The sequence below is a fragment of the Methylibium petroleiphilum PM1 genome, from assembly GCF_000015725.1.
Lineage (GTDB): Bacteria > Pseudomonadota > Gammaproteobacteria > Burkholderiales > Burkholderiaceae_C > Methylibium > Methylibium petroleiphilum.
Map to the genome: position 1 here is coordinate 2,263,889 of NC_008825.1, position 26,142 is coordinate 2,290,030.

Below are 26,142 nucleotides of genomic sequence, written 5' to 3' on the forward strand. Positions count from 1 at the left end.
GCCAGCCGACCGCACACCCGCTCGGCGGGTAGCGCCGGCAACCCGGCGCCGGGTGCCCACACTACTCCTTGAAGTCGCCGCCGAAGCCGTAGACGAAGGCCTCGGGCCGGATGTACTTGCGCAGCGCCGCGTTCACCTGCTCCAGGGTCGCCGCAGCGATCGCGTCGTCGACCTGCTGCGAGATCGCGAAGGTTCGGTCGAGCCGCAGGTTGCTGGCCAGCCCGGCCGCCAGCCGCGCGTCCTGCGCGCGTGACAGGCGGCGCGCGCTGATCAGCCCCCGCTGCGCCTCCTGCAGCTCGGTTGCAGTGAAGCCGTCCTGCAGGGAACGCGCCACCTCTTCCCTGAACGCCGCCTCGACCTTGGCGCGGTTCTGAGGCGCGAAGATGGCCTGCGCCTGCCACGGCGAATTGCGCTCGTCCTGGTTCCACGCCAGGTAGCTGTAGACGCCGTAGGACAGGCCCTCCTTCTCGCGGATGCGCACCCACAGCCTCGAGCTGCCGCCGCCGCCCAGCAGGTGGTTGGCGAGCGTGAGCGGTGCGTAGTCCGGATCGCTGTCCATCAACGGCACCGGCAGGAACACTGCCATGTGGGCGTTCTGCTTGTCGGGCGTCGGCAGCACCAGGCGAGCCGGTGCCACCGGCGCCAGCGGATCGGACACCCGCGCGTAGGGTTCACTGCTCTTCCAGTCGCCGAAGGCCGCCTCGAGCGCCTGCCTCACCGCCGGCACATCGAGGTCGCCGCTCGCGCCGAACTCGGCATGCGAGGCGCCGTAGAAGCGACGATGGAAGGCACGCAACTGGTCCGGCGTGGCCGCGCGGATGTCGGCCACCAGTTCGTCGAAGCTCTTCGCATGGCGCACGTCGCTGCGTGGGTACCGGTTCACATGGCGGTCGATCGCGTTGGCCACCACCGCCTCGGGTTCCTTGCGCTGCTGCTCCACGCCCGTCAGCGCCTGACTGCGCTGCTCCTCCAGCACCGCAGGCGGGAAGGAAGGCTCGCGGAGCAGTTCGCCCACCAGCGCGATCACGGCTGGCAGGTTCTCGCGCTTGGTGGCGATCGTCGCGCTCACGCTACCGGTGCCGCTGGAAAAGGCCACCTCGGCCTGCAGCGCGTCGAGCCGATCGCGGATCTGCTGGCGCGAGAGCTTCGCCGTGCCCTCGTCGAGCATCGCGGCCGTCAATGCAGGCACCTCGCCCTGATCGGCCAGGCTTTTCTCGTCGCCGAAGTGCAGAGAGAGCACCGCATTCACCGCCCCGCCGCGGGTCGGCTTGGGCAGCAGCGCGACCTTCATGCCGCTGGCCAGCGCGAAACGCTGCGTCTGCGCGTCGATGTTGGCCGGGGTGGTGTCGAACGCGGCCACCGCGGTGGCGCCCGCCTGCGGCTTGAAGTCCTTGAATTGCGCCGCCACGTCCACAGCCTTCGGCGCCGGCGCGCGCTGCGGCTTGTCAGTGGGGACATAGGTCGCGAGCGTGCGGTTCGACGGCAGCAACCGCTCGACGGCGACGCGCTGCACGTCCTCCAGCGTGGTCGCCTTGACGCGGTCGCGGATCAGGAAGAACAGGCGCCAGTCGCCCTGCGCGACCGACTCCGACAGCGAAACGCCCACCGTCTCCGGGTTCGTGAACGCCAGGTCCCAGCCCTTGAGCCACTTGGCGCGCGCGCGCTCCAGTTCCTCGGCCGTGACCGGCTCGGCCGCGACCGACTCCAGCACCGCGATCAGCTCGCTGCGCGCACGCTCGACGTCCTGCTCCGGCGCGAGCTGCGCCACGAACAGCGCCGCGCCGGGATCATGCAGGCCGAACGGCTCCGCCCCCACGCTTGCGGCCAGTTGCTTCTCGACCAGTCGCTTATGCAGCCGCCCTGAAGGCGCATCGCCCAGCACCAGCGCGAGCAGTTCGATGGCGGCGAACTCGGGATCCGGCGCAGCCGGCACGTGATAGCCCGCGTACAGCAGCGGCGCGCCGCCGACGCGGCGCAGCGTCAGGGCGCGCTCACCGTCCTGAGCCGCATCGAGGGTGTAGAGCGTGGGCAGCACGCGTCGAGGCCTCGGGATCTTGCCGAAGTACTGCTGCACCCAGGCCAGCACCCGGGCCGTGTCGAACTGACCGCTGACGACCAGCGTGGCGTTGTCGGGCTGGTAATACTGACGGTAGAAGGCCTGCAACCGCGCGATGTCGACGTTCTCGACATCACTGCGCGCGCCGATCGTGTCCTTGCCGTAGTTGTGCCAGTCGTACATCGCGGCCAGCGTCTTCTGGTACAGGATGCGGCCGGGGTTGTTCTCGCCCATCTCCATCTCGTTGCGCACCACCGTCATCTCGGAATCGAGATCCTTGCGCGCGATGAAGCTGTGGACCATGGCATCCGCGTGCCACGACAGGAACCACCGCAGGTTGTCGTCGTTCGCCGCAAAGCTGGCGAAGTAGTTGGTACGGTCGAACCAGGTGCTGCCGTTGGCCCGCAAGCCGCGCTTGGTGAACTCGCCCCACACGTTGGGCGTGGTCGGCGTGCCCTTGAACATCAGGTGCTCGAGCAGGTGCGCCATGCCCGTCTCGCCGTAGTTCTCGTGGCGAGAACCGACGTGGTACGTCAGGTTGACCGTCGTCGTGGGCTTGGACGCATCGGGCACCAGCAGCACCTGCAGCCCGTTGGTCAGCCGGTACTCGGTGATGCCCTCGACCTGGGTCACTGCGGTCACCCCGCGTGGCAAGCCTGGTGAGGCGACGGAACCGGAAGGTGGGATTGGCTTGCTGGCGGCCGCAACAACCGGCGACACCTGCATCACGACCAGCGCGAGCGCGCCGGCGACCAAGTACTTCGAGAACATGCTGCGGGCCTCGCAACCACCGAGGCGGTGTGATGGAGGCCCGCAGTGTAGCCAGCCGGTTTGGGGCCTCGCCGCCTCGGGGGCATACCCGAGCGCGGCGCTGGCGACGCCAGCCGATCGTCAGTCAGGCCGCCTGGGCCTTGAGGTAGTTCTCCATGCCGGAGCGCACTTCAGCCTGCGCGCTTTCGGGGCCTTCCCAGCCCTGAACCTTGACCCATTTGCCGGCCTCGAGGTCCTTGTAGTGCTCGAAGAAGTGCTGGATCGCCTTCAGGCGCATCTGATTGATGTCCTCCGGCTTCTTCCAGTGGTCGTAGATCGGCAGGATCTTGGTGGTGGGCACGGCCAGCACCTTGGCGTCTCCGCCCGCCTCGTCTTCCATCTTCAGCACGCCGATGGCGCGGCAGGTCACCACCACGCCCGGGGTCAGCGCGAACGGCGTGATCACCAGCACGTCGACCGGGTCCCCGTCGTCGGACAGCGTCTGCGGCACGTAGCCGTAGTTGCAGGGGTAGTGCATCGCGGTCGTCATGAAGCGATCGACAAACAGGGCGCCGCTTTCCTTGTCGACCTCGTACTTGATCGGGTCGGCGTTCATCGGAATCTCGATGATCACGTTGAACTGTTCGGGCGCCTTGGCGCCGGGGGTCACTTTGTCCAGACTCATGGGTCCTGTCTCCGGAATCGCGGGGAAACCCGAATTCTAAGCAGCGGCCTGTCGCGGGCCTGACCACGGCCCGGCCCCACCGTGGCGAACCGCACGGGCCAATTCCATTGCGGCTTCGAGGGGCTTCCCTTAGCATGCGCCGGCAACCCGACCGGGATGCCACACGCGTGGTGTCGACAGTGAAGAGTCGCGGTGCAAGCCCTTTCACCGAGGACCTCTAACGAGGAAGGAGACTCTTTCCATGTCCAGTTCCCTGGCGCTCACCTTTGCGCTGCTTTGCGGTTTCGCGGCCGTCGTCTACGGTTTTGTCCAGCGAAGCTGGATCCTCAAACAGGACGCGGGCAACGCCCGCATGCAGGAGATCGCGGCGGCCATCCAGCAGGGTGCGGCCGCCTACCTCGCGCGGCAATACCGCACCATCGCCCTGGTCGGCGTCATCCTCACCGTGCTGATCGGCATCTTCATCGGACTGCCGACCGCGGTGGCCTTCGTGATCGGCGCGGTGTTGTCGGGAGCCTGCGGCTTCATCGGCATGAACGTGTCAGTCAAGGCCAACGTGCGCACCGCACAGGCGGCCACGCGCGGCATGAAGGAGGCGCTCGATGTGGCCTTCAAGGGCGGCGCCATCACCGGCATGCTGGTGGTCGGCCTCGGGCTGCTGGGCGTGGGCATCGTGTTCTGGTTCCTGACCAGCAACGGCCAGCTCACACCGACCAGCGGCCTGGCACCGGCACTGAAGCCGCTGCTTGGCTTCGCGTTCGGCTCCAGCCTGATCTCGATCTTCGCGAGACTGGGCGGCGGCATCTTCACCAAGGGCGCCGATGTCGGCGCCGATCTGGTGGGCAAGGTCGAGGCCGGCATTCCGGAAGACGACCCGCGCAACCCGGCGGTGATCGCCGACAACGTGGGCGACAACGTCGGTGACTGCGCGGGCATGGCGGCCGATCTGTTCGAGACCTACGCGGTCACGCTGATCGCGACCATGGTGCTGGGCGCGCTGATGGTCACCGCGGCGCCGATGCAGGCAGCACTCTACCCGCTGGCGCTGGGCGGCTTCTCGATCATCGCGTCGATCATCGGCTGCAGCGCTGTCAAGGCCACGCCGGGCATGAAGAACGTGATGCCTGCGCTCTACAAGGGCCTGATCGTCGCGGGCGTGATCTCGCTGGTGGGCTTCTTCTTCATCACCAAGTGGGTGATGCCTGACAACGCGATCTACGAGAGCGGCACCCAATGGCGCCTGTTCGGTGCGGCGGTCATCGGCCTCGTGCTGACGGCCCTGCTGGTGTGGATCACCGAGTACTACACCGGCACCGACTACGCGCCGGTGAAGCACGTGGCGCAGGCCTCGACCACCGGCCACGGCACCAACGTGATCGCCGGCCTGGGCGTGTCGATGCGCTCGACGGCCTGGCCGGTCGTGTTCGTCTGCGGTGCCATCCTGGCGTCCTACCAGCTCGGTGGCCTGTACGGCATCGCGGTGGCGGCCACCTCGATGCTGAGCCTGGCCGGCATCGTGGTCGCGCTCGACGCCTACGGTCCGATCACCGACAACGCTGGTGGCATCGCCGAGATGGCCGAGCTGCCGTCGAGCGTGCGCGACATCACCGACCCGCTGGACGCCGTCGGCAACACGACCAAGGCGGTGACCAAGGGCTACGCCATCGGCTCGGCTGGCCTCGCCGCGCTGGTGCTGTTCGCCGACTACACCCACACGCTCGAGGCCGCCGGCAAGCTGGTGAGCTTCGACCTCAGCAACCCGTCGGTGATCGTCGGCCTCTTCATCGGTGGCCTGATCCCCTACCTGTTCGGTGCGATGGCGATGGAGGCCGTGGGGCGTGCCGCCGGTTCCGTGGTGGTCGAGGTGCGGCGCCAGTTCCAGGATGGCCAGATCATGGCCGGCAAGCGCAAGCCCGACTACAGCGCAGCGGTCGACATGCTGACGTCGGCGGCGATCAAGGAAATGATTATCCCCAGCCTGCTGCCGGTGGTGGTGCCCATCGTCGTGGGCCTGCTGCTCGGCCCGGCGGCGCTCGGCGGCCTGCTGATGGGCACCATCGTCACGGGCCTGTTCGTCGCGATCTCGATGTGCACCGGCGGTGGCGCCTGGGACAACGCCAAGAAGTACATCGAGGAAGGTCACTTCGGCGGCAAGGGCAGCGACGCCCACAAGGCGGCTGTCACCGGCGATACGGTGGGTGATCCCTACAAGGACACGGCCGGCCCCGCTGTCAACCCGCTGATCAAGATCATCAACATCGTGGCGCTGCTGATCGTGCCGCTGCTGCCGGCTGCCAGCGGTGGTGCGGGGGCGCATGCGCCGGCCGCCCCCGCGGCGGCGGTCGAGAGCACCGCGCCAGTTGCCGCCACGCCGGCGCCCACCGCCGACGGCGCCAGCATCAAGGTCGAGAACGGCGTGGTGAAGTTCTACTTCGCCAGCGCCTCATCGTCCCTGGCGGGTGGCGCGGCCGAGGCACTGGCCGACGTGGTAAAGGGCGTCGCGGCGGGCAAGAAGGCCGTGATCAGCGGCTACCACGACGCCACCGGGGACCCGGACAAGAACGTCGAGCTCGCCAAGCAGCGTGCCCTCGCGGTGCGCGATGCCCTGAAGGCGGCAGGCGTGGCCGAGGACAAGATCGAGCTGAAGAAGCCCGAACAGCTCAATGCCGGCGACGCGGCCGAGGCCCGGCGCGTCGAGGTGAAGCTCGAGTAACCCGCCCGCGGGATCAACGAGGGCCCGCCTCGGCGGGCCCTTTTTTTTGGGAACAACGCGGAATGGTCCGGACGGGCAACGCCGGGCGTGGGAGAGAGGCAGCCGCCATCAACTCCAGGGTGGTTTCGGCGAAAACTTCTCGGTCAGGTACTCCAGCAGCACCCTCACCTTCGCCGGCAAGTGCCTGCGGTGAGGATAGACCGCGTAGATCAACTGCTTTTCGATGTGGTAATTCGTCAGCAGCGGCTCCAGGCGTCCCGCCGCAATATCCTTGGCCACCATGAACGCGGAAAGTCGGACGATACCTCCGCCCAGCCGTGCGTATTCATGCAGCACATCGACGTTGTCGGTCACGAAATGCCCCTGGACATTGACCAGCTCCGGTCCCGTGGCGCCGCTGAAATGCCACTGATTGAAAACATCGCTGGTGGACAGGCGAAGGCAATCGTGATCCAACAGATCCGATGGCCGGGTCGGACGTCCTCTGGCGTTCAGATACTGGGGGCTGGCACAAACCAGACGCTGGCTCTCACCCAGCTTGCGGCCGACAAGGCTCGTATCCCGCAACTCACCCAGTCGGATCGCCAGATCCACGCCCTCGTCGATCAGGTCCACCGCCTGCCCGGTGATCTGGAGTTCCAGCGTCAAACGCGGATAGCGCCCCTGAAACTCAGCCATGAACTCCAGCAGCTGGTGCTTGGCGAAGCCCTGAGTGCTGTTGATGCGCAGGGTTCCGGTCGGCTCACGCACGAAGCTGGTCAGCGAATCTTCGGCGCTCTCTATGTCGGTCAGGATCTCCAGGCATCGCTTGAAATAGCGCTCACCTCCCTCGGTCAGGCTGAGGCTGCGCGTGGTGCGGTTGATCAGACGCACGCCCAGCCTGGATTCCAAACGCGATAGCAGCTTGCTGATCGCCGATGGCGACAGATTCAGCTGGCGTCCCGCAGCGGAAAGGCTGCCGCGCTTGACCGACTCCACAAATACCTGCATTTCGGTCCACTTGTCCAAATCACCTCCTGATTTGTGAACTCTATTCACAGAACATTTTCCACTTGTGATGATTATCACCAGGCGGCCGGGAAGATAGCCTTGCGAATCGTCGAATTCAGCGACCAGTCACCTGACCACCGCAATCGCCACGGGAGTTTCCATGCTCGAGCTGTACACGCACCCGATGTCACCCTGTGCCCAGAAAGTTCGCATCGTCCTGGCCGAAAAGAAGCTGGAGTGGATCAAGCACCACGTCGATCTTTCGCAGAAGGAAAACTTGCGACCGGAATACCTGAAACTCAATCCATTGGGCGTCGTGCCCACCCTGGTCCACGACGGTCGCCCGGTGATTGAATCGAGCGTGATCTGCGAGTATCTGGACGACGCGTATCCCGTTATCCGCCTCAAACCCAGCTCGGCTTACGCGCTGGCGAACATGCGCCTGTGGATGAAGCATGTGGACAACAAGCTGCACCCGTCCTGCGGCGCCTTGCAGTGGCCGCTGGTGATGCGGCCGGCATTGATGGAGAAAGGCGAGGAGGAGCGTGAGGCACTGCTGGCGCGGATCCCCGAAAAGCCACGCCGCGAACGGCAGAGACGCCTGGTCAAGTTCGGACTTGAGGCTCCGGATGTCGTCGACGCCGTCCATGTCTACCGCCGGACGATCCTCGATATGGAAGCGGCGCTCGCCCAGCACCACTGGATGGTTGGTGACGTCTTCAGCCTCGCCGACGTGTGCCTGGCGCCCTACTTCCAGACCGTCCTGCAGTTCGGCTGGACCGCGATGTACGACGATTGCCCGCGCGTGGCCGATTGGTTTTCGCGCTGCCGCGAGCGCGAATCCTATGAAGGTTCCGTGACGCGCGATTTCGCACCCGAAGTCCAGGTCGACCTGCTGACCATGGGGGAATCGGCCTGGCGGACGATCCGCACGCACCTGGCCTCGTTCGACGACTCGGGCGCGATTGCGTGAAGTCCTACGATTTCGACCTGTTCGTCATCGGGGCCGGCTCTGGTGGCGTGCGGACGGCGCGCATGGCGAGCGAACGGGGGCTGCGCGTCGCAATTGCCGAGGTGTCGCGTCTGGGGGGGACCTGCGTGAACGTCGGCTGCATCCCGAAGAAGCTCTTCGTCTATGCCGCACAGTTCACCGAGGCGTTCCAGCAGGCACGCGGCTACGGTTGGCGCGTGCCAGAAGCCGCGTTCAATTGGTCGACCTTGCGCGACAACAAGGATGCCGAGATCGAACGTCTGAACGGTGTCTACCGAGCGTTGCTGGTCGATTCCGGTTGCCAGTTGATCGAGGGGCACGCGACGATCAAGGGAGCACACACGGTCGCCGTGGATGGACGCAGTTGGAGCACCGAACGCATGGTGATTGCCACCGGAGGCTGGCCGTTCGTGCCGAACGTGCCGGGACGCGAACACGCGATCACCTCCAATGACTTTTTTTTGCTCGAACATTTCCCGAAGCGGGCGGTCATCGTCGGGGGAGGCTATATTGCCCTTGAACTCGCCAGTATCGCCGCCGGTCTCGGCGCACAGACTCGACTCGTGTATCGCGGCGCGTTGTTCCTGCGCGGCTTTGACGAGGACATACGCCGCGTCGCAGCCGAGGAGATGATGAGGCGGGGCGTCTTCCTGAACTTCGGCTGCGAAATCAGCGCCATCGAAAAGCAGGCGGACGGAAGTTTGCTAGTGACGTTCAGCAATGGCCGTCGCGAATCGACGGATTGCGTCCTCTACGCGACAGGGCGACTCCCCAATGTTGCAGGGCTCGGTCTGGAAAACACGCGCATCCGGCAGCAGGCCCATGGCGCCATTGTCGTCAACGAACACCTGCAGACTGACGAGCCCTCGATCTATGCGATCGGCGACGCGGTCGGACGCACGCAATTGACGCCCGTTGCCCTGGCCGAAGGAATGCAATTGGTCCGACATCTCCTCGGCGACGAAGGTCCGCAGGTGGACTATGAAATGGTCCCAAGCGCCGTGTTCAGCCTACCGGCCATTGCGACCGTCGGACTGACCGAAGCGCAGGCGCGGCTCCGTTATAAAGACGTGGTGGTCTACAAATCCAGTTTTCGCGCCCTCAAGCAGACCCTCGCCGAAGGCAACGAGAGAACTTTCGCGAAGCTTCTGGTGGACCATGACAGCGACCGTGTCGTGGGTGTCCACATGGTGGGAGCCGACGCTGCCGAAATCATTCAGGGCATGGCCATCGCCTTGCGAGCCGGGGCGACCAAGCAGGTGTTCGATACGACACTCGGCGTTCATCCGACCTCGGCGGAAGAGTTCGTCGCCCTGCGCAAACCGAGCCATGAACCCTTCATCACGACAGGCCCCTAAGGCGATGACCCCTTCTTCACCGACCTCGGATCAGTTCCTCGACGATTGTTCTGCACGACTCTGGGCGGCCGAGGTCGCCTGTACGCCGACGGCGCTGTTGAGCTCGTCCCACCCCGAACTCGACGTGAGCGACGCGTACGCGATACAGGCCGCGACGTTGCGCCGCCGCGGCATGCCGGCCGTCGGCTTCAAGCTCGGCTACACCAGTGCGGCGATGCGCGCCCAGATGAACATCGACCAGCCGAACTTCGGCGTGCTGACCGAAGCACACCGCCTCGGCGTCGACGGCCACACGATCGACCGCGGGCGCCTGATCCATCCGCGCGTCGAGCCCGAGATCGCCCTGAGGCTGGGGCGTGAACTCGCCGGCGCGGGGCATGACCGGGCGAGCGTCTCCCGGCACCTCGATGCGGTGATGCCGGCGCTGGAGGTGGTGGACACACGCTACCCGGACTACCGCTTCACGCTCGTCGACAACATCGCCGACAACAGCTCCAGCGCCGGTTTCGTGACGGGCCCGGCCCTCCCCTGGCAGGAGGGCTTCGACCTCGGCGCCGTCGAGGTCGAGCTGCGGATCGATGGGCAGACGGTGGATCGCGGCCGCGGTGCCGACGCGATGGGCGACCCGTTGCTCGCGCTGGCCTGGCTGGCTGGATTCCTGGCCGAGCGCGGGCTGGCCGTGCCGGCCGGCGCGGTGGTGCTGACCGGCGGGCTCACGCGCGCCCAGCCGGCCGAGCGCGGGCAGTTCGTCGAGGCTGGCTTCGGCTGGCTGGGCCGCGTGCAGGCGCGCTTCGGCTGACGCGTCGGCCGCGGCGAGGCCTCAGCGCTTCGCCGGCGGCAGGTCGGTGCAGGAGCCGTGTGCCACTTCGGCCGCCATGCCGATGCTCTCACCGAGCGTCGGGTGCGGATGGATGGTCTTGCCGATGTCCACCGCATCGGCGCCCATCTCGATCGCCAACGCGATCTCGCCGATCATGTCGCCCGCATGCGTGCCGACGATGCCACCGCCGACGATGCGGTGCGTGGCCTCGTCGAACAGCAGCTTGGTGAAGCCTTCGTCGCGGCCATTGGCGATCGCACGACCCGAAGCTGTCCAGGGGAACAACCCCTTCTTCACCTTGACGCCGCGCGCCTTGGCCTCGTCCTCGGTCAGCCCGACCCAGGCCACTTCCGGATCGGTGTAGGCCACGCTCGGGATCACGCGCGCGTTGAAGGAGCTCGTCGCGAGCTTGGCGTCGCCGAGTACCGCGCCGGCTGCCACCTCGGCCGCCACGTGGGCCTCGTGCACCGCCTTGTGTGCCAGCATCGGCTGGCCGACGATGTCGCCGATCGCGAAGATGTGCGGCACGTTGGTGCGCATCTGGATGTCGACGGGGACGAAGCCGCGCTCGCCGACCAGCACGCCGGCCTTCTCGGCACCGATCTTCTTGCCGTTGGGCGTGCGGCCGACGGCCTGCAGCACGAGGTCGTAGACGCCCTCGCTCTTCGTACCGTCCAGGCCCTCGAACTGCACGCGGACGCCGTCCTTCGTCGCTTCGGCGCCGACGGTCTTGGTCTTGAGCATCAGCTTGTCGAAGCGCGGCGCATTCATCTTCTGCCACACCTTGACGAGGTCGCGGTCGGCGCCCTGCATCAGGCCATCGAGCATCTCGACGACGTCGAGCTTCGCGCCCAGCGTGGAGTACACCGTGCCCATCTCCAGGCCGATGATGCCGCCGCCGATCACCAGCATCTTCTTCGGCTGCTGGCGCAACTCGAGCGCGCCGGTCGACGTGACGATGCGCGGGTCGTCCTTCGGCAGGAAGGGCAGCTTCACCGCCTCGGAACCGGCCGCGATGATCGCTTGCTTGAAGCGGATCGTCTGCGGCGCGCCGTCCTTCGACGGCACGACCTTCAGGTGATGTGGATCGACGAACTCGCCGCTGCCGGTCACCACGGTGACCTTGCGCATCTTGGCCATCGCGGCCAGGCCGCCGGTCAGCTTGCCGACCACCTTGTCCTTGTGGGCCTTGAGCCTCGCTAGGTCCACACTGGGCTTGCCGAAGCTCACGCCCAGGGCCTCGAAGTGCGAGACCTCGTCCATCACCGCGGCAACGTGCAGCAGCGCCTTCGACGGGATGCAGCCGACGTTCAGGCACACGCCGCCGAGCGTCGCGTAGCGCTCGACCAGCACGACCTTCAGGCCGAGGTCGGCGCCGCGGAAGGCGGCCGAATAACCGCCGGGACCGGCACCCAGCACCAGCAGGTCGCACTCGACGTCGGCACCGCCGGCGTAGCTGGCGGCTGATGGCGCCACCGCAGCCGCCGCGGGTGCAGCGACTGCCGGCGCCGCGGCAGCCGCGGACGATGCCGCCGGCTCGGCGGCCGCACTGGCCGCATCGAGCGACAGGATCACCGAGCCCTCGTTGACCGTGTCGCCGACCTTCAGCTTCAGCGCCTTCACGACGCCCGCATGCGAGGACGGGATCTCCATCGACGCCTTGTCGCTCTCAACGGTGATCAGGCTCTGGTCGGCCGCGACGGTGTCGCCCGGCTTCACCAGCAGCTCGATCACTGCCACGTCCTTGAAGTCGCCGATGTCGGGGACCTTGATATCGATCATTGCCATGTCCGCGTCCCTCTCACAGCAGCACCCGGCGGAAGTCCGCCAGGATCTGACCGAGGTAGGCGTTGAAGCGAGCCGCCGCCGCGCCGTCGATCACGCGGTGGTCCCAGCTCAGCGACAGCGGCAGGATCAGGCGTGGCTGGAAGGCCTTGCCGTCCCAGCGCGGCTCGGTGCTGCTCTTGCACACGCCGAGGATGGAGACTTCGGGCGCGTTGATGATCGGCGTGAAGTAGCGTCCGCCGATGCCGCCGAGCGAGCTGATGCTGAAGCAACCGCCGCTCATGTCGGCCGGCCCCAGCTTGCCGTCGCGTGCCTTCTTGGCCAGCTCGCTCATCTCCTGGCTGATCTGCAGCACGCCCTTCTTGTCGGCGTCCTTGATCACCGGCACGACTAGCCCATTGGGCGTGTCGGCCGCGAAGCCGATGTGGAAGTACTGCTTCAGCACGATCTGCTCGCCGTCCAGGCTGGCGTTGAATTCAGGGAACTTCTTCAGCGCCGCCACGCAGGCCTTGATCAGGAAGGCCAGCATCGTGACCTTCACGCCGGACTTCTCGTTCTCCTTGTTGAGCTGGACACGGAAGGCCTCGAGTTCGGTGATGTCGGCATCGTCGTGGTTGGTGACGTGCGGGATCACGACCCAGTTGCGGTGCAGGTTGGCGCCGCTGATCTTCTTGATGCGCGACAGGTCCTTGCGCTCCACCGCGCCGAATTTCGCGAAGTCGACCTTGGGCCACGGCAGCAGGTCGAGCCCGGCGCCGCCGCCCGCAGCGGGCGCCTTGGCGGCCTGCGCGGTGCGCGTCTCGCCGGACATCACGCCCTTGACGAAGCCCTGCACGTCCTCCAGCGTGATGCGGCCCTTCAGGCCGCTGCCCTTGACCTCGGCCAGCGGCACGCCCAGTTCGCGGGCGAAGCGGCGCACCGACGGCGAGGCGTGCGGCAGATGACCCTGGGGCGCCGTCTGCTCGTGGGCCGGCAGCGCGGCCGTCGGCGCGGTGCGCTCGACCGGCTGGCTGGCCAGTGGCGAAGCCGGAGCAGCCGCAGCGGCCGGAGCGACGTCGGCCGCCTTGGCTGCGGCCGGCGCCCCGCCGGCGCCCTGCAGAACCACCACCGGCGTGCCTTTGGACACCTTGTCGCCCAGCTTGACCAGCAGCCGCTCCACGGTGCCGGCGTGCGAGGACGGGATCTCCATCGACGCCTTGTCGCTCTCGACCGTGATCAGGCTCTGCTCGGCTTTCACCGCGTCGCCGGGCTTAACCAGCAGTTCGATCACCTCAACGGCGTCGAAGTCGCCGATGTCGGGCACCACCACCTCCACCGGACCGGCGGCCACCGACGCAGCAATGGGCGCCGCTGGCGGCACCGAAGCCACGGCCGGAGCCGGGGCCGGTGCGGGCGTCGAGGCAGCGGCATCGGCCGCCTCGATCACCAGCACCACGGTGCCCTCGCTGACCTTGTCGCCCAGCTTGACCTTGAGTTCCTTCACCACGCCGGCGTGCGACGAGGGAATCTCCATCGAGGCCTTGTCGCTCTCCACCGTGACCAGGCTTTGCTCGGCCTTGATCGCGTCACCGGGCTTGACCAGCACCTCGATGACCTCGACCGCCTCGAAATCCCCGATGTCAGGGACCTTCACTTCCATCAGCGCCATGTTGTCTCCGTTCTAGGGCAGATCGGCGGGAAGCCCCGCCGCCGCGTTCTTCGCTCACGCGTACAAGGGGTTGATCTTGTCAGCGTTGATCCCGTACTTCTTGATCGCCTCGGCCACCTTCGCAGCCGGCACCGTGCCCTCGTCTGCCAGGGCCTTGAGCGCGGCAACCACGACGTAGTGGCGGTTCACCTCAAAGTGTTCGCGCAGCTTGGTGCGGAAGTCACTGCGGCCGAAGCCGTCGGTCCCCAGCACCTTGTAGCTGCGGCCCTTCGGGATGAAGGCGCGGATCTGCTCCGCGTAGGCCTTCATGTAGTCGGTCGACGCCACCACCGGCCCGGCATGCGGCTCGAGCTGCTGCGTCACGAAGGGCACGCGCGGCTTCTTGTCGGCCGGGTGCAGCAGGTTCCAGCGGTCGGCGTCCTGGCCGTCGCGCGCCAGTTCGTTGAAGCTCGGGCAGCTCCACACATTGGCGGACACGCCCCAGTCCTTCTCGAGCAACTCCTTCGCGGCGATCGACTCGCGCAGGATGGTGCCGCTGCCCAGCAGGTTGACCTGCGGCGCGTCCTTCTTCTTCGACCCGCCCTCGAGCAGCAGGTACATGCCCTTGACGATCTGCGTCTCGGTGCCCGGCCTCAGGCCCGGTTGCGCGTAGTTCTCGTTGAGCAGCGTGAGATAGAAGTAGACGTTGTCCTGCTGCTCGACCATGCGCTTCAGGCCATGGTGGATGATGACCGCCACCTCGTGCGCGAAGGTCGGGTCGTAGCTGATGCAGTTGGGGATCGTGCTCGCGAGGATGTGGCTGTGGCCGTCCTCGTGCTGCAGGCCCTCGCCGTTGAGCGTGGTGCGGCCCGAGGTGCCGCCGAGCAGGAAGCCGCGCGCCTGCATGTCGCCCGCGGCCCAGCACAGGTCGCCGACGCGCTGCAGCCCGAACATCGAGTAGTAGATGTAGAACGGAATCATGATGCGGTTGTTCGTCGAGTACGACGTCGCCGCAGCGATCCACGAGCTCATCCCGCCCGCCTCGTTGATGCCTTCCTGCAGGATCTGGCCGGCCTTGTCTTCCTTGTAGTACATGACCTGGTCCTTGTCGACCGGCGTGTACTGCTGCCCCGCGGGGTTGTAGATGCCGATCTGGCGGAACAGGCCTTCCATGCCGAAGGTGCGCGCCTCGTCGACGAGGATCGGCACGGTGCGCGGGCCCAGGGCCTTGTCGCGCAGCAGCGCGTTCAGACAGCGCACATAGGCCTGCGTGGTGCTGATCTCGCGGCCTTCGGCTGTCGGCTCCATCACCGCCTGGAACACCGACAGATCGGGCACCGGCAGCTGCTCGTCGGCCTTCGGACGGCGCTTGGGCAGGTAGCCGCCGAGGGCCTTGCGGCGCTCGTGCAGATACTGCATCTCCGGCGTGTCGTCGGCCGGCTTGTAGAACGGAATGTCGTGCAGCTTGTCGTCGGGGATGGGGATGTTGAAGCGGTCGCGGAAAGCCTTCACGTCCTCGTCGACCAGCTTCTTGGTCTGGTGGGCGGTGTTCTTGCCCTCGCCGATCTTGCCCATGCCATAGCCCTTGACCGTCTTGATCAGCAGCACGGTGGGCTGGCCCTTGTGGTTCACGGCCTCGTGGTAGGCGGCATGCACCTTGTGCGGGTCGTGACCACCGCGGTTCAGGCGCCAGATGTCGTCGTCGCTCAGCTTGGACACCATCTCCAGCAGCTTGGGGTGCTGGCCGAAGAAGTGCTTGCGCACGAAAGCGCCGTCGTTGGCCTTCATCGCCTGGTAGTCGCCGTCGACCGTCTCCATCATCACCTTGCGCAGCAGGCCCTCCTTGTCGCGCGCCAGCAGCGGGTCCCAGTAGCTGCCCCAGATCAGCTTGATGACATTCCAGCCCGAGCCGCGGAACTCGCCCTCGAGCTCCTGGATGATCTTGCCGTTACCGCGCACCGGGCCGTCCAGCCGCTGCAGGTTGCAGTTGATGACGAAGATCAGGTTGTCGAGCTTCTCGCGCGCCGCCAGGCCGATGGCGCCCAGCGACTCGGGCTCGTCCATCTCGCCGTCGCCGCAGAACACCCAGACCTTGCGCTTCGATGTGTCGGCAATGCCGCGCGCGTGGAGGTACTTCAGGAAGCGCGCCTGGTAGATCGCCATCAGCGGGCCGAGGCCCATCGAGACGGTGGGGAACTGCCAGAACTCCGGCATCAGCTTCGGGTGCGGGTAGCTGGAGAGGCCCTTACCGTCGACCTCCTGGCGGAAGTTGAGCAGTTGCTCCTCGGTGATCCGGCCTTCCATGAAGGCGCGGGCGTAGATGCCGGGCGAAGAATGGCCCTGGATGTAGAGCAGGTCGCCGCCGTGCTTGCCGCCCTGGTCGGTGTCGTCGGCGTGCCAGAAGTGGTTGAAGCCGGCGCCGAACATCGTGGCCAGCGAGGCGAAGCTGGAGATGTGGCCGCCGAGGTCGCCGCCGTCGGCCGGGTCGAGGCGGTTGGCCTTGACCACCATCGCCATCGCGTTCCAGCGCATGTAGGCACGCAGCCGCTCCTCGATGTCGATCTGCCCCGGACTGTGCAGTTCCTGGCCGGCCGGGATGGTGTTGACGTAGGGCGTGGTGGCCGAGAACGGCATGTCGATGCCGGCCTGGCGCGCCTCGTCGATCAGGCGCTCGAGGAGGAAGTGCGCGCGCTGCGGCCCCTCGCTGTCGATCACGGCGGCCAGCGCCTCCAGCCATTCGCGCGTTTCCTGCGCGTCACTGTCGTTGGCGGCCGAACGGCCAAAGGATTCCGGCAATGCAGACATGTCTTGTCTCCTTGGATCGGGTGCTGTGGCGCGCCCTGGGCTGATGCTCGATTTCAGTATTGCATAGTCGTCTTATTTTTTCAAATGGTGCCAGTTGATTTCTTATTGTGGAATTTACTTAGCCATCCGCCAACCAACATCCCCCGGGATGGGAGCTTCCTGCGACGCCGAATTCACTCTGGCACCGATAATCCGCCGATGACGCCCCATCCACCCGACTCGACCCTCGATCCGCCACCCAAGGCGCATCCGCGGCGGCTGTTCTGGGCCTGGTGGAAAAGGCAGTCGCCGGCCCACCAGGACCGCTTCGCCACGTTCGCGCCCCTGTTGTCGGTACTGCTGTTCCTCGCGGCGATCATCACGGCCTTCTGGTACCTGCGCAACGAGGAATTCGAGCGGGAGCAGGAGTCGGTCAAGCGCGACACCGAGATCGCCCAGCAGCAGATCCGCCTGCGGCTGATCGAGAACCAGGAACAACTGGTGCGCATGGCCCGCGAGGTCGCCACCCGCGCCATCGACCTCGACGAATTCCTGGGCCAGGCAGTGAGCTTCGCGCGCGAGCGCCCCGAGGTCGTGAGCCTGAGCTGGATCGATGCCGACCAGAGCGTCAAGGCGCGCCACCTGTCGCCCAATCACCCGGCCGACCTGATGCGCTGGACGGAGCCTTCCGCACCGGCCGCCTCCGCGGCCGAGCCGCAGCCGCCGGCCGGTACCGCTGCTGCGGCCGCCCTTCGCGGCGAGCCGGCCTGGGCCTTCGCCGCGGCGCGCGACCTGCGTCAGCCGGTCTATTCGCGCCCCTACGAAGGCACCGGCTCGCTGTCGGTGTTCCAGGTGCACGTCCCCCTGCTCGACCGCAGCGCCTTCTCCGGCACGCTGGTGGCGGAGTATTCGGTCGAATCACTGCTGCGCTATTTCGTGCCCGCCGAGGTCACGCGGCGCCACGCCATCAGCCTGCTCGACAGCAACGACCGCGTGCTCGCCAGCAGCGTCTCGCGTGAGCCGGCCAACAGCGTGCGCAGCAGCAGCGGCATCGTGCAGGACGTGGCGCTCGCGCCGTCGGGCAACGGCCTGGTCGTGCGCGGCCAGGGCTGGCGCACTTCCATCGGCCTCATCGGCAACACGTTGTTCTGGATGGTGGTCGCGCTGTCCGCACTGACGGTGTGGATGCTGCTGGGCACCTGGCGCCACATGCGCCGGCGTTCGCAGATGCAGAGCACGCTGATCACCGAGACGAACTTCCGGCGCGCGATGGAGAACTCCATGCTGACCGGCATGCGCGCGATGGATCTCGAGGGGCGCATCAGCTATGTCAACCCGGCGTTCTGCGCAATGACCGGTTTCGCCGAGGACGAGCTGATCGGCCGTCTGCCGCCCTTCCCGCACTGGCCGCCCGACCGCATGGAAGAGAACACGCGGCTGCTGCAGCAGGAGCTGCAGGGCCGCAGCCCGGCTGGCGGCATCGAAGTGAAGATCATGCGCAAGGACGGCACGCTGTTCGACTCGCGGATGTACGTGTCGCCGCTGATCGATGCCAAGGGCCACCAGACCGGCTGGATGACCTCGATGACCAACATCACCGAGGCCAAGCGCATCCGCGACCAGTTGTCGGCCTCGCACGAGCGCTTCACCACGGTGCTCGAGGGGCTAGAGGCTGCGGTGTCGGTGCTGTCGGTGGCGCAGGACGAACTGCTGTTCGCCAACCGTTCCTACCGGCTGTGGTTCGGCGCCGATTCCCAGGGCCATGCGCGCCTGGCCGGCGCAGACGAGCTGCAGGCAGGCCGGCGCGACGCCGATGAGTCGGTCGACAGCTTCGGCGGCCTGCCTGCACAGGAACTCACCGAAGCCAGCGGCGACGTGCACGAAGTGTTCGTCGAGTCGCTGCAGAAGTGGTTCGACGTGCGTGCGCGCTACGTGCAGTGGACCGACGGCCGGCTGGCGCAGATGCTCATCGCGACCGACATCACCGCTCGGCGCCGCGCAGAGGAGCAGGCCTCGCACCAGGCGGAGAAGGCCCAGGTCACCAGCCGCCTCGTGACGATGGGCGAGATGGCCTCCAGCGTCGCCCACGAGCTGAATCAGCCGCTCACCGCGATCACCAACTACTGCAACGGCATGGTCTCGCGGGTCAAGTCCGACGCCATCGAGAAGGACGACCTGATCGCCGCGCTGGAGAAGACCGCGCGCCAGGCCCACCGCGCCGGACAGATCATCCACCGCATCCGCGCCTTCGTGAAGCGAAGCGAACCACAGCGCCAGACCGCCAAGGCGCGCGACATCGTGGAGGACGCTGTCGAACTGGCCGGCATCGAGCTCAAGCGCCGCAACGTGCACATCCGCACCTACGTCGCGCAGCGGCTGCCCGACCTGCAGGTGGACCCGATCCTGATCGAGCAGGTGCTGCTGAACCTGCTGAAGAACTCGGCCGAGGCGATCGACAACGCGAAGCTGCCGTCCTCTCGTCGCCACATCGAACTGCGCGTGGTGCCCAAGCACACGCCGGAGGAAGGCGGCGTGATCGAGTTCAGCGTGCGAGACAACGGCCCGGGCGTGAAGGAGGAGATGATGGCCCGGCTCTACGAGGCGTTCTTCTCCACCAAGCCCGACGGGCTGGGCATCGGCCTGTCGTTGTGCCGATCCATCGTCGAGTCCCACCGCGGCCGTATCCGTGCGGAGAACCTCTACAATGGAAGCGTGATTAGCGGCTGCAGCTTTGCCTTCACCCTGCCAGTGGAGCTCCCGGTCCCGGCGACCGAGCCTCCCGGCGTCACCTTGACCGAAACCTCGTAAAGAGCGCGCATGAGCCTCATCCCCAAGAAGGGCACGGTCTATGTCGTCGACGACGACGAAGCCGTGCGCGACTCTCTTCAGTGGCTGCTCGAAGGCAAGGACTACCGGGTCAAGTGCTTCGACTCGGCCGAGTCCTTCCTGTCGCGCTTCGACTCCCGCGAGGTCGCCTGCCTGATCGCCGACATCCGCATGGACGGCATGAGCGGGCTGGAGCTGCAGGATCGTCTGGTCGAGCGCAAGAGCCCGCTGCCCGTGGTCTTCATCACCGGCCACGGCGACGTGCCGATGGCGGTCACCACGATGAAGAAGGGCGCGATGGATTTCATCGAGAAGCCCTTCAAGGAAGAGGAACTGCTGAGCCTGGTCGAGCGCATGCTCGACAGCGCCCGTGCCGCCTTCAGCCAGCACCAGGAAGCCGCCAGCCGCGACGCGCTGCTGTCGCGGCTGACCACCCGCGAGGCCCAGGTCCTCGAGCGCATCGTCGCCGGCCGCCTGAACAAGCAGATCGCCGACGACCTGGGCATCAGCATCAAGACGGTGGAGGCCCACCGCGCCAACATCATGGAGAAGCTCAACGCCAACACCGTGGCCGATCTGCTGAAGATCGCGCTCGGTGCCCAGGCCAAGGCCTGACGCACCTCCTCGTCGCCAGGGCCGCCTTCGTGCGGCCCTTGTCGTTTCTACCTCCGGTGCCGTGCTGACGGTGCCTACCGCTGAAGGAGCCCCTCGCATGAGCGCCCGAGCCATCGACGGCAATGCCCTGTCCCGCCACCTCCGCCACGAAGTCGCGCAGCGCGCCGCCACGCTGCGCGAGCACGGCATCACGCCGGGACTCGCCGTCATCCTGGTGGGCGAGAACCCGGCCTCGCAGGTCTACGTGCGCAACAAGGTGAAGGCCTGTCACGACAGCGGCCTGCATTCGGTGCTGGAGCATTACCCGGCGGCGATGACCGAGGCCGAGCTGCTGGCCCGCGTGCAGGCGCTGAACGCCGATCCGGCAATCCACGGCATCCTGGTGCAGTTGCCGCTGCCGCCGCACATCGACGCGCACCGCGTCATCGAGACCATCGCGCCGCACAAGGACGTGGACGGCTTCCACGTCGCGAGCGCAGGCGCACTGATGGTCGGCCAGCCCGGTTTCAAGCCCTGCACACCCTACGGTTGCATGAAGATGCTCGAGTCGATCGGCTACGACCCCAAGGGCAAGCACGCCGTCGTGATCGGCCGCAGCAACATTGTCGGCAAGCCGATGGCGATGCTGCTGCTGCAGGCCAACGCCACCGTCACGGTCTGCCACAGTGCGACCCCCGACCTCGCGCTGCACACCCGCCAGGCCGACATCGTGGTCGCCGCGGTCGGCAAGCGCAAGGTGCTGACCGCCGACATGGTGAAGCCCGGCGCCGTGGTGATCGACGTGGGCATGAACCGCGACGACCATGGCAAGCTGTGCGGCGACGTTGACTACGCCGGGGTCGCCAAGGTCGCCGGATGGATCACGCCGGTGCCCGGCGGCGTGGGACCGATGACGATCACGATGCTGCTGATGAACACCCTGGAATCGGCCGAGCGGCTGGTGGGCTGAGCCCATGGGCTCGCTATCCTGCCGATGAACAGGATTGAAACCGCGCCGCCCGACGCCAGCTGACACTGCTGCGAGCCCCGAACCGACGAGCCGACCCATGAGCAATCCTCTACTCGATACCGCCGCCCTGCCGCGCTTCGGCGAGATCCGCCCCGAGCATGTGGAGCCTGCGGTCGAGGCCCTGCTGGCCGAAGCGAACGTGGCGCTGGAACGCGCCACGGGCGCGGACGTGCCGGCCGACTACGATGCCCTCTCCGCGGTGCTCGATGTCGCAACCGAGCGCCTCGGGCGCGCCTGGGGAGCGGTCAGCCACCTCAACGCGGTGGCCGACACGCCCGAGCTGCGCGCCGCCTACACCGAGGCCCTGCCGCGCGTGACCGAGTTCTACACGAACCTGGGTGCCGACGAGCGGCTCTACGCGAAGTACAAGGCCGTGGCCGGCAGCCCTGCGGCAGCCGCGCTCAACGCGGCACGGCGCAAGGCGCTGTCGAACGCGATGCGCGATTTCGTGCTGTCCGGCGCCGAGCTGCAGGGGGCCGCCAAGGAGCGCTTCGCAGCCATCCAGGCGCGTCAGGCCGAACTCGGCCAGGCCTTCTCCGAGCATGTGCTCGACGCGACAGACGGCTGGAGCTTCATCGCGAGCGAGGCCGAGCTCGCCGGCGTACCGGAGGACGTCAAGGCCGCCACGCGCGCCGCCGCCCGGGCCGACGGCCAAGACGGCCACAAGCTCAGCCTGCACATGCCGGTCTACCTGCCGGTGCTGCAGTACGCGCAGGACCGCGCGCTGCGCGAACGCGTCTACCGCGCCCACGTCACGCGTGCCTCGGAGGCCGGCCCGACCGAGCGCGACAACAGCGCCGTGATGGGCGAGATCCTCACTCTGCGGCAGGAAGAGGCCGAGCTGCTGGGCTACCGCAACTTCGCCGAGGTTTCGCTGGTCGCCAAGATGGCCGACTCGCCGGCGCAGGTGCAGGGATTCCTGCGCGACCTGGCGCGGCGCGCACGGCCCCACGCCGAGCGCGATCTGGCCGAGCTTCGCGAGTTCGCCCGCACCGAGCTCGGCCTGGCCGATCTGCAGGCCTGGGACATGGCCTACGCGGCCGAGCGCCTGAAGGAAGCCCGTTACGCCTTCAGCGACACCGAGGTGAAGCAGTACTTCACCGAACCCAAGGTGCTGGCCGGCCTGTTCCGCATCATCGAGACGCTGTTCGAGGTGGCGATCCGCCCGGACACGGCGCCGGTCTGGAACGAGCACGTGCGATTCTTCCGCATCGAGCGCGGCACTCAGCTGGTCGGCCAGTTCTACCTCGACCCCTACGCACGCCCCGGCAAGCGCCCGGGCGCCTGGATGGACGACGTACGGGGTCGCTGGGCCCGCCCTGAGGGCAGGGTGCAGACGCCGGTGGCTCATCTGGTTTGCAACTTCGCTGCGCCCGTCGGTGACCGCCCCGCGCTGCTGTCGCACGACGACGTGACCACGTTGTTCCACGAGTTCGGCCACGGCCTGCACCACATGCTCACGCAGGTCGACGAGATCGGCGTGGCCGGCATCTCCGGCGTCGAGTGGGACGCGGTCGAGCTGCCCAGCCAGTTCATGGAGAACTTCTGCTGGGAGTGGGAGGTGGTGAAGCACATGACGGCGCACGTCGACAGCGGCGAGCCGCTGCCGCGGACGCTGTTCGACAAGATGCTCGCCGCAAAGAACTTCCAGAGTGGCTTGCAGACGTTGCGCCAGGTGGAGTTCTCGCTGTTCGACATGCTGATCCACGACGGTGCGTCGGCGGCGCCCTACGGCGCCGACGCCATCCAGCGGGTGCTCGACGGCGTGCGCCGCGAGATCGCGGTCATCGTGCCGCCGGCCTTCAACCGCTTCCAGCACAGCTTCTCGCACATCTTCGCCGGCGGTTACGCAGCCGGCTACTACAGCTACAAGTGGGCCGAGGTACTGAGCGCCGACGCCTACGCCGCCTTCGAGGAGGAAGGGGTGTTCAACCCCGCCGTCGGCCGCCGTTACCGCGAAGCCATCCTCGAAGCCGGTGGCAGCCGTCCGGCGATGGAGAGCTTCAAGGCCTTCCGCGGTCGCGAGCCACGCATCGACGCCCTGCTGCGCCACCAGGGCATGGCGGACTAAGATCGAAGTTCCGCCGAACCCGAGAACCTTGTCATGAGCCGTTCCGCTGCCGTCCTGCTGTTCAGCCTCGTCGCACTGGGCTCCGGTCCGGCCCTGGCGCAGTACAAGATCGTCGAGCCCGACGGGCGCATCACCTACACCGACCGCCCCGCGCCCTCGGCCGCGGCCAAGGTACAACCGATCCGCGGCGGCGCAGCGGTCGCCGGCACCCCCAGCGGCCTGCCGTACGAGCTGGCGCAGATCGCCGAACGCTACCCGGTGACGCTGTACAGCGGTAGCGACTGCTCGGGCTGCGTGGCCGGCCGCGACATGCTGCGCCAGCGTGGCATCCCCTACACCGAGAAGACCATCACCGGCGAAGCCGACATCGCCGCCTTCCGACAGATCGAATCGAGCGCCGAACTGCCGGTGCTGCGCATCGGCGGCCAGCAGCTGCGCGGCTATTCGGAGGCCGAATGGCGCGGCTACCTCGACGCCGCCGGCTACCCCAAGCAGTCGCGCCTGCCGCCCACCTACCGCGGCTGGGAGCCGACCCCGCTGGTGGGTCAGACCACGGCGCCGCGGGCCGCTCCGGCGCCGCGCCCCGCCGCGGAAGCCCCGGCCGCCCTGCCGCCGGCCCTGGAGGCCGCACCCAACGGCATCCGGTTCTGACGGCCTGCGCGGCTCGCGCGCAGGATGCCGGTCAGAAGCGCAGCGTCTTCACGCCTTCGGGCGTGCCCAGCAGGCAGACGCTGGCCTTGTGCCGCGCGAACACGCCCACGGTCACCACACCGGGCCACTGGTTGACCTCGGTCTCGAAGGCCAGCGGGTCGCCGATGCGCAGGCCCTGAACATCGAGGATCAGCTGACCGTTGTCGGTGATCACACCCTCGCGCACGGTCGCGGTCGCGCCCAGCTTCGCAAAGCGCCGCTGGATCTGGCTCACCGCCATCGGCAGCACCTCGACCGGCAACGGAAAGCGCCCCAGCACGTCCACCAGCTTGGAGGCATCGGCGATGCAGACGAAACGCTCGGCCAGATCGGCCACGATCTTCTCTCGCGTCAGCGCCGCGCCACCGCCCTTGATCATGCAGCCGTGGGGGTCGATCTCGTCTGCGCCGTCGATGTAGACCGGCAGCGATTCGACCGCGGCGGCCTCGAACACACGGATGCCCTTCTCGCGCAGCCGCTCGGTGCTCTTGACCGAGCTCGACACGGCCCCGGCGATACGCTCCTTGATACCCGCCAGTGCGTCGATGAAGCAGTTGACGGTCGAGCCGGTGCCGACGCCAACGATGCTGCCTTCGGGCACGTACTCGAGTGCAGCGCGGCCGACGAGGGTCTTCAGTTCATCCTGGTTCATGATGGGTGGCCGGGGCGGGACCGGCAGGGAGGTCGTGGGAAGTCAGTGCGAATGCAGCGATCGCGGCCGCGATTATCCAAGCCTCGAAGCAAGATGCGTGTCATGCCCCCGCCACGGCGACGGCGGCCACCGCGGTATGCTCGCCCAGCAACAGGGCCGACCCGCCCTGACCTGCCCTGAAAGGCCTCCGGCTGCAGCCCGACTCGCGAGTCCTCGCCGAGCGGCCGGTCCCGAAGGCGAGGCTTCCGGCCCGCCGACCCCCGACGCATGACCGAGCCCCTTTCCCTTCGTTCCTCCCGACCGCCCACGCCCCGCGGATTGCCCGCACGGTCGATCGCCGCAGCCCTGTGCCTCCTGCTGGGTGCCTGCGCCGCGCCGCCGGCCACCACCCCACCGGCCGGCGCGCTGGCCATGGCCTGGTCGGCGCCACTGCCGCACGGCGGCCAGCGCGCGGCCTTGCGCGACTGGTGGTCAGGCTTCGACGATCCGCAGGTGGCAGCGCTGATCGACGCGGCCCAGCGTGCCAACCCGACGCTGGCGCAGGCCGCGGCGCGTGTCGCCGAGTCGCGCGCGCTGGCGCAGGCAGCCGGCTCGTCCCGCTGGCCCACGCTCGACGCGAATGCGAGCGCCGTGCGCAGCCGCAGCGTGCTGCCGCCCGCGGGCGCCATCCAGACCACGAGCGGTGCCACGCTCGACGCGCTGTGGGAGATCGACCTGTTCGGCGCCGTGCGCCAGGGCGTTGCGGCGGCCGAGGCGCGGGCCGACGCGAGCCGCGCGCAATGGCACGACGCCCGCGTCAGCCTGGCGGCCGAGGTGGCGGCCACCTACGTCGGCCTGCGCAGTTGCGAGGCCGTGCTGGCGGTCTACGAGGAGGACGCGGCGTCGCTGCAGCAGACCGCCGACCTGGTGGGACAGAAGGTCCGCGCCGGCTTCGACGCACCGGCAAACGGCGCGCTCGCACGGGCCAGTGCAGCGGAGGCGGTCAACCGCGTGGCGGCACAGCAGACCGAGTGCGAGCTCTCCGTCAGGCAGCTGGTGCAGTTGACCGCGACGTCCGAACCGGCGTTGCGTGAACAGTTGCTGCCGCAGCGCGCCCGGCTGCCGCAGCCGTCCAGCTTCGAGGTCGCCGCGGTACCCGCGGCCGTGCTGTCGCAGCGTCCCGACCTCGCTGCGGCCGAACGCAACATCGTCGCGGCGGCGGCCGAGGTCGGCGCGGCCCAGGCGGATCGCTTTCCGCGCCTGAGCCTGTCGGGCTCGATCGGCCGCGCATCCATCCGCAGCGGCGGCCAGACGTTCGACGGCACGACCTGGTCCTTCGGTCCCGGCCTGCTGATGCCTCTGTTCGATGGTGGCCGGCGACGCGCCAACGTCGATGCCGCGCAGGCGCGATACGACGGCGCGATGGCTGCCTACCGCGAGCGCGCGCTGGCCGCCGTGCGCGAGGTGGAGGAAGCCCTGCTGCGGCTGGACGCGGCTGGCCGCCGCGAAGCCGACGCCGAGCGGGCGGCTCAGGGCTATGGCGAGTTCCTGGCCGCCGCGCAGACCCAGTGGCAGGTCGGCGTGGGCAGTCTGCTCGACCTGGAACAGGCGCGGCGTGCCGCGCTGGCGGCCGACGCCGGGCTGATCCAGGTGCGGCGAGAGCGCGTGAGCGCCTGGGTTCAGCTCTACAAGACGGTCGGCGGCGCCTGGCAGGCCGACGACGATACGACGACGAGGTAAA

The 26,142-nt window shown here is 67.7% G+C and carries 17 protein-coding genes; 10 read left to right on the forward strand and 7 right to left on the reverse strand.

Annotated features, from left to right (window positions below; translation table 11 throughout):
• Positions 1-61: 61 nt before the first annotated feature.
• Both MPE_RS10680 and ppa read right to left on the reverse strand, forming a co-directional pair.
• On the reverse strand, positions 62-2,827 hold the full coding sequence (locus MPE_RS10680; protein ID WP_011829712.1) for a M16 family metallopeptidase: 2,766 nt from the start codon (positions 2,825-2,827) through the stop codon (positions 62-64).
• 124 nt (positions 2,828-2,951) lie between these two features.
• Positions 2,952-3,491, reverse strand: a complete 540-nt coding sequence (ppa, locus tag MPE_RS10685; protein ID WP_011829713.1) for an inorganic diphosphatase — start codon at positions 3,489-3,491, stop codon at positions 2,952-2,954.
• Positions 3,492-3,732: 241 nt separating this feature from the next.
• On the opposite strand from ppa, the gene MPE_RS10690 reads away from it, so the two are divergent.
• Positions 3,733-6,204, forward strand: coding sequence for a sodium-translocating pyrophosphatase (locus MPE_RS10690; RefSeq protein ID WP_011829714.1), 2,472 nt, complete (start codon positions 3,733-3,735; stop codon positions 6,202-6,204).
• 108 nt (positions 6,205-6,312) lie between these two features.
• Here MPE_RS10690 and MPE_RS10695 read toward each other — a convergent pair whose 3' ends face one another.
• On the reverse strand, positions 6,313-7,212 hold the full coding sequence (locus MPE_RS10695; RefSeq protein ID WP_041929645.1) for a LysR family transcriptional regulator: 900 nt from the start codon (positions 7,210-7,212) through the stop codon (positions 6,313-6,315).
• Positions 7,213-7,354: 142 nt separating this feature from the next.
• Here MPE_RS10695 and MPE_RS10700 point away from each other — a divergent pair, with 142 nt between their 5' ends.
• Genes MPE_RS10700 through MPE_RS10710 form a run of 3 tightly spaced genes read left to right on the forward strand, consistent with a single transcriptional unit; the run spans position 7,355 to position 10,342 of the window.
• Entirely contained in the window at positions 7,355-8,167 is an 813-nt protein-coding gene (locus MPE_RS10700) for a glutathione S-transferase family protein (RefSeq protein WP_011829716.1), read from the forward strand.
• Positions 8,164-9,543 (forward strand): glutathione-disulfide reductase, encoded by a 1,380-nt coding sequence (gene gorA / locus MPE_RS10705; RefSeq protein ID WP_011829717.1) that lies wholly within the window; start codon positions 8,164-8,166, stop codon positions 9,541-9,543. The genes MPE_RS10700 and gorA overlap by 4 nt, the downstream gene beginning before the upstream one ends.
• A 4-nt stretch (positions 9,544-9,547) precedes the next feature.
• Positions 9,548-10,342 (forward strand): 2-keto-4-pentenoate hydratase, encoded by a 795-nt coding sequence (locus tag MPE_RS10710; RefSeq protein ID WP_011829718.1) that lies wholly within the window; start codon positions 9,548-9,550, stop codon positions 10,340-10,342.
• 21 nt (positions 10,343-10,363) lie between these two features.
• On the opposite strand, the gene lpdA is transcribed toward MPE_RS10710, so the two are convergent.
• From lpdA to aceE, 3 genes are read right to left on the reverse strand one after another with little or no spacing between them, the layout of a single operon-like run.
• Positions 10,364-12,151 (reverse strand): dihydrolipoyl dehydrogenase, encoded by a 1,788-nt coding sequence (lpdA, locus tag MPE_RS10715; protein ID WP_011829719.1) that lies wholly within the window; start codon positions 12,149-12,151, stop codon positions 10,364-10,366.
• A 13-nt stretch (positions 12,152-12,164) separates the two neighbouring features.
• Positions 12,165-13,796, reverse strand: coding sequence for a dihydrolipoyllysine-residue acetyltransferase (gene aceF, locus MPE_RS10720; protein ID WP_011829720.1), 1,632 nt, complete (start codon positions 13,794-13,796; stop codon positions 12,165-12,167).
• 54 nt (positions 13,797-13,850) lie between these two features.
• The gene (gene aceE / locus MPE_RS10725; RefSeq protein ID WP_011829721.1) at positions 13,851-16,580 is read right to left on the reverse strand and encodes a pyruvate dehydrogenase (acetyl-transferring), homodimeric type; all 2,730 of its coding nucleotides are present in this window, start codon (positions 16,578-16,580) and stop codon (positions 13,851-13,853) included.
• Between the two features lie 198 nt (positions 16,581-16,778).
• Here aceE and MPE_RS10730 point away from each other — a divergent pair, with 198 nt between their 5' ends.
• From MPE_RS10730 to MPE_RS10750, 5 genes are all read left to right on the forward strand, one after another.
• Positions 16,779-19,367 (forward strand): PAS domain-containing sensor histidine kinase, encoded by a 2,589-nt coding sequence (locus tag MPE_RS10730; RefSeq protein ID WP_011829722.1) that lies wholly within the window; start codon positions 16,779-16,781, stop codon positions 19,365-19,367.
• A 9-nt stretch (positions 19,368-19,376) separates the two neighbouring features.
• On the forward strand, positions 19,377-20,000 hold the full coding sequence (locus MPE_RS10735; protein ID WP_011829723.1) for a response regulator transcription factor: 624 nt from the start codon (positions 19,377-19,379) through the stop codon (positions 19,998-20,000).
• Positions 20,001-20,097: 97 nt separating this feature from the next.
• Positions 20,098-20,949 (forward strand): bifunctional methylenetetrahydrofolate dehydrogenase/methenyltetrahydrofolate cyclohydrolase FolD, encoded by an 852-nt coding sequence (gene folD, locus MPE_RS10740; protein ID WP_011829724.1) that lies wholly within the window; start codon positions 20,098-20,100, stop codon positions 20,947-20,949.
• A 97-nt stretch (positions 20,950-21,046) separates the two neighbouring features.
• The gene (locus MPE_RS10745; protein WP_011829725.1) at positions 21,047-23,080 is read left to right on the forward strand and encodes a M3 family metallopeptidase; all 2,034 of its coding nucleotides are present in this window, start codon (positions 21,047-21,049) and stop codon (positions 23,078-23,080) included.
• Positions 23,081-23,113: 33 nt separating this feature from the next.
• Positions 23,114-23,731 carry a glutaredoxin family protein gene (locus MPE_RS10750; protein ID WP_011829726.1) on the forward strand — a complete coding sequence of 206 codons (618 nt, stop codon included), beginning with the start codon at positions 23,114-23,116 and terminating at the stop codon, positions 23,729-23,731.
• A 31-nt stretch (positions 23,732-23,762) separates the two neighbouring features.
• Here MPE_RS10750 and rpiA read toward each other — a convergent pair whose 3' ends face one another.
• Positions 23,763-24,422: a ribose-5-phosphate isomerase RpiA gene (gene rpiA / locus MPE_RS10755; protein ID WP_011829727.1), complete on the reverse strand. Its 660-nt coding sequence runs from the start codon at positions 24,420-24,422 to the stop codon at positions 23,763-23,765.
• A gap of 318 nt (positions 24,423-24,740) precedes the next feature.
• Between rpiA and MPE_RS10760 the strand changes: the two genes are divergently transcribed.
• On the forward strand, positions 24,741-26,141 hold the full coding sequence (locus MPE_RS10760) for an efflux transporter outer membrane subunit (protein WP_041929646.1): 1,401 nt from the start codon (positions 24,741-24,743) through the stop codon (positions 26,139-26,141).
• The last annotated feature ends 1 nt before the right edge of the window (position 26,142 follow it).

What these genes read in the sequence shown, in the direction of transcription:
- MPE_RS10680 (WP_011829712.1), bottom strand. Translation starts at nt 2,827, where the DNA reads ATGTTCTCGAAGTACTTGGTCGCCGGCGCGCTCGCGCTGGTCGTGATG.
- ppa (WP_011829713.1), bottom strand. Translation starts at nt 3,491, where the DNA reads ATGAGTCTGGACAAAGTGACCCCCGGCGCCAAGGCGCCCGAACAGTTC.
- MPE_RS10690 (WP_011829714.1), top strand. Translation starts at nt 3,733, where the DNA reads ATGTCCAGTTCCCTGGCGCTCACCTTTGCGCTGCTTTGCGGTTTCGCG.
- MPE_RS10700 (WP_011829716.1), top strand. Translation starts at nt 7,355, where the DNA reads ATGCTCGAGCTGTACACGCACCCGATGTCACCCTGTGCCCAGAAAGTT.
- MPE_RS10710 (WP_011829718.1), top strand. Translation starts at nt 9,548, where the DNA reads ATGACCCCTTCTTCACCGACCTCGGATCAGTTCCTCGACGATTGTTCT.
- lpdA (WP_011829719.1), bottom strand. Translation starts at nt 12,151, where the DNA reads ATGGCAATGATCGATATCAAGGTCCCCGACATCGGCGACTTCAAGGAC.
- aceF (WP_011829720.1), bottom strand. Translation starts at nt 13,796, where the DNA reads ATGGCGCTGATGGAAGTGAAGGTCCCTGACATCGGGGATTTCGAGGCG.
- aceE (WP_011829721.1), bottom strand. Translation starts at nt 16,580, where the DNA reads ATGTCTGCATTGCCGGAATCCTTTGGCCGTTCGGCCGCCAACGACAGT.
- MPE_RS10730 (WP_011829722.1), top strand. Translation starts at nt 16,779, where the DNA reads ATGACGCCCCATCCACCCGACTCGACCCTCGATCCGCCACCCAAGGCG.
- MPE_RS10735 (WP_011829723.1), top strand. Translation starts at nt 19,377, where the DNA reads ATGAGCCTCATCCCCAAGAAGGGCACGGTCTATGTCGTCGACGACGAC.
- folD (WP_011829724.1), top strand. Translation starts at nt 20,098, where the DNA reads ATGAGCGCCCGAGCCATCGACGGCAATGCCCTGTCCCGCCACCTCCGC.
- MPE_RS10745 (WP_011829725.1), top strand. Translation starts at nt 21,047, where the DNA reads ATGAGCAATCCTCTACTCGATACCGCCGCCCTGCCGCGCTTCGGCGAG.
- MPE_RS10750 (WP_011829726.1), top strand. Translation starts at nt 23,114, where the DNA reads ATGAGCCGTTCCGCTGCCGTCCTGCTGTTCAGCCTCGTCGCACTGGGC.
- rpiA (WP_011829727.1), bottom strand. Translation starts at nt 24,422, where the DNA reads ATGAACCAGGATGAACTGAAGACCCTCGTCGGCCGCGCTGCACTCGAG.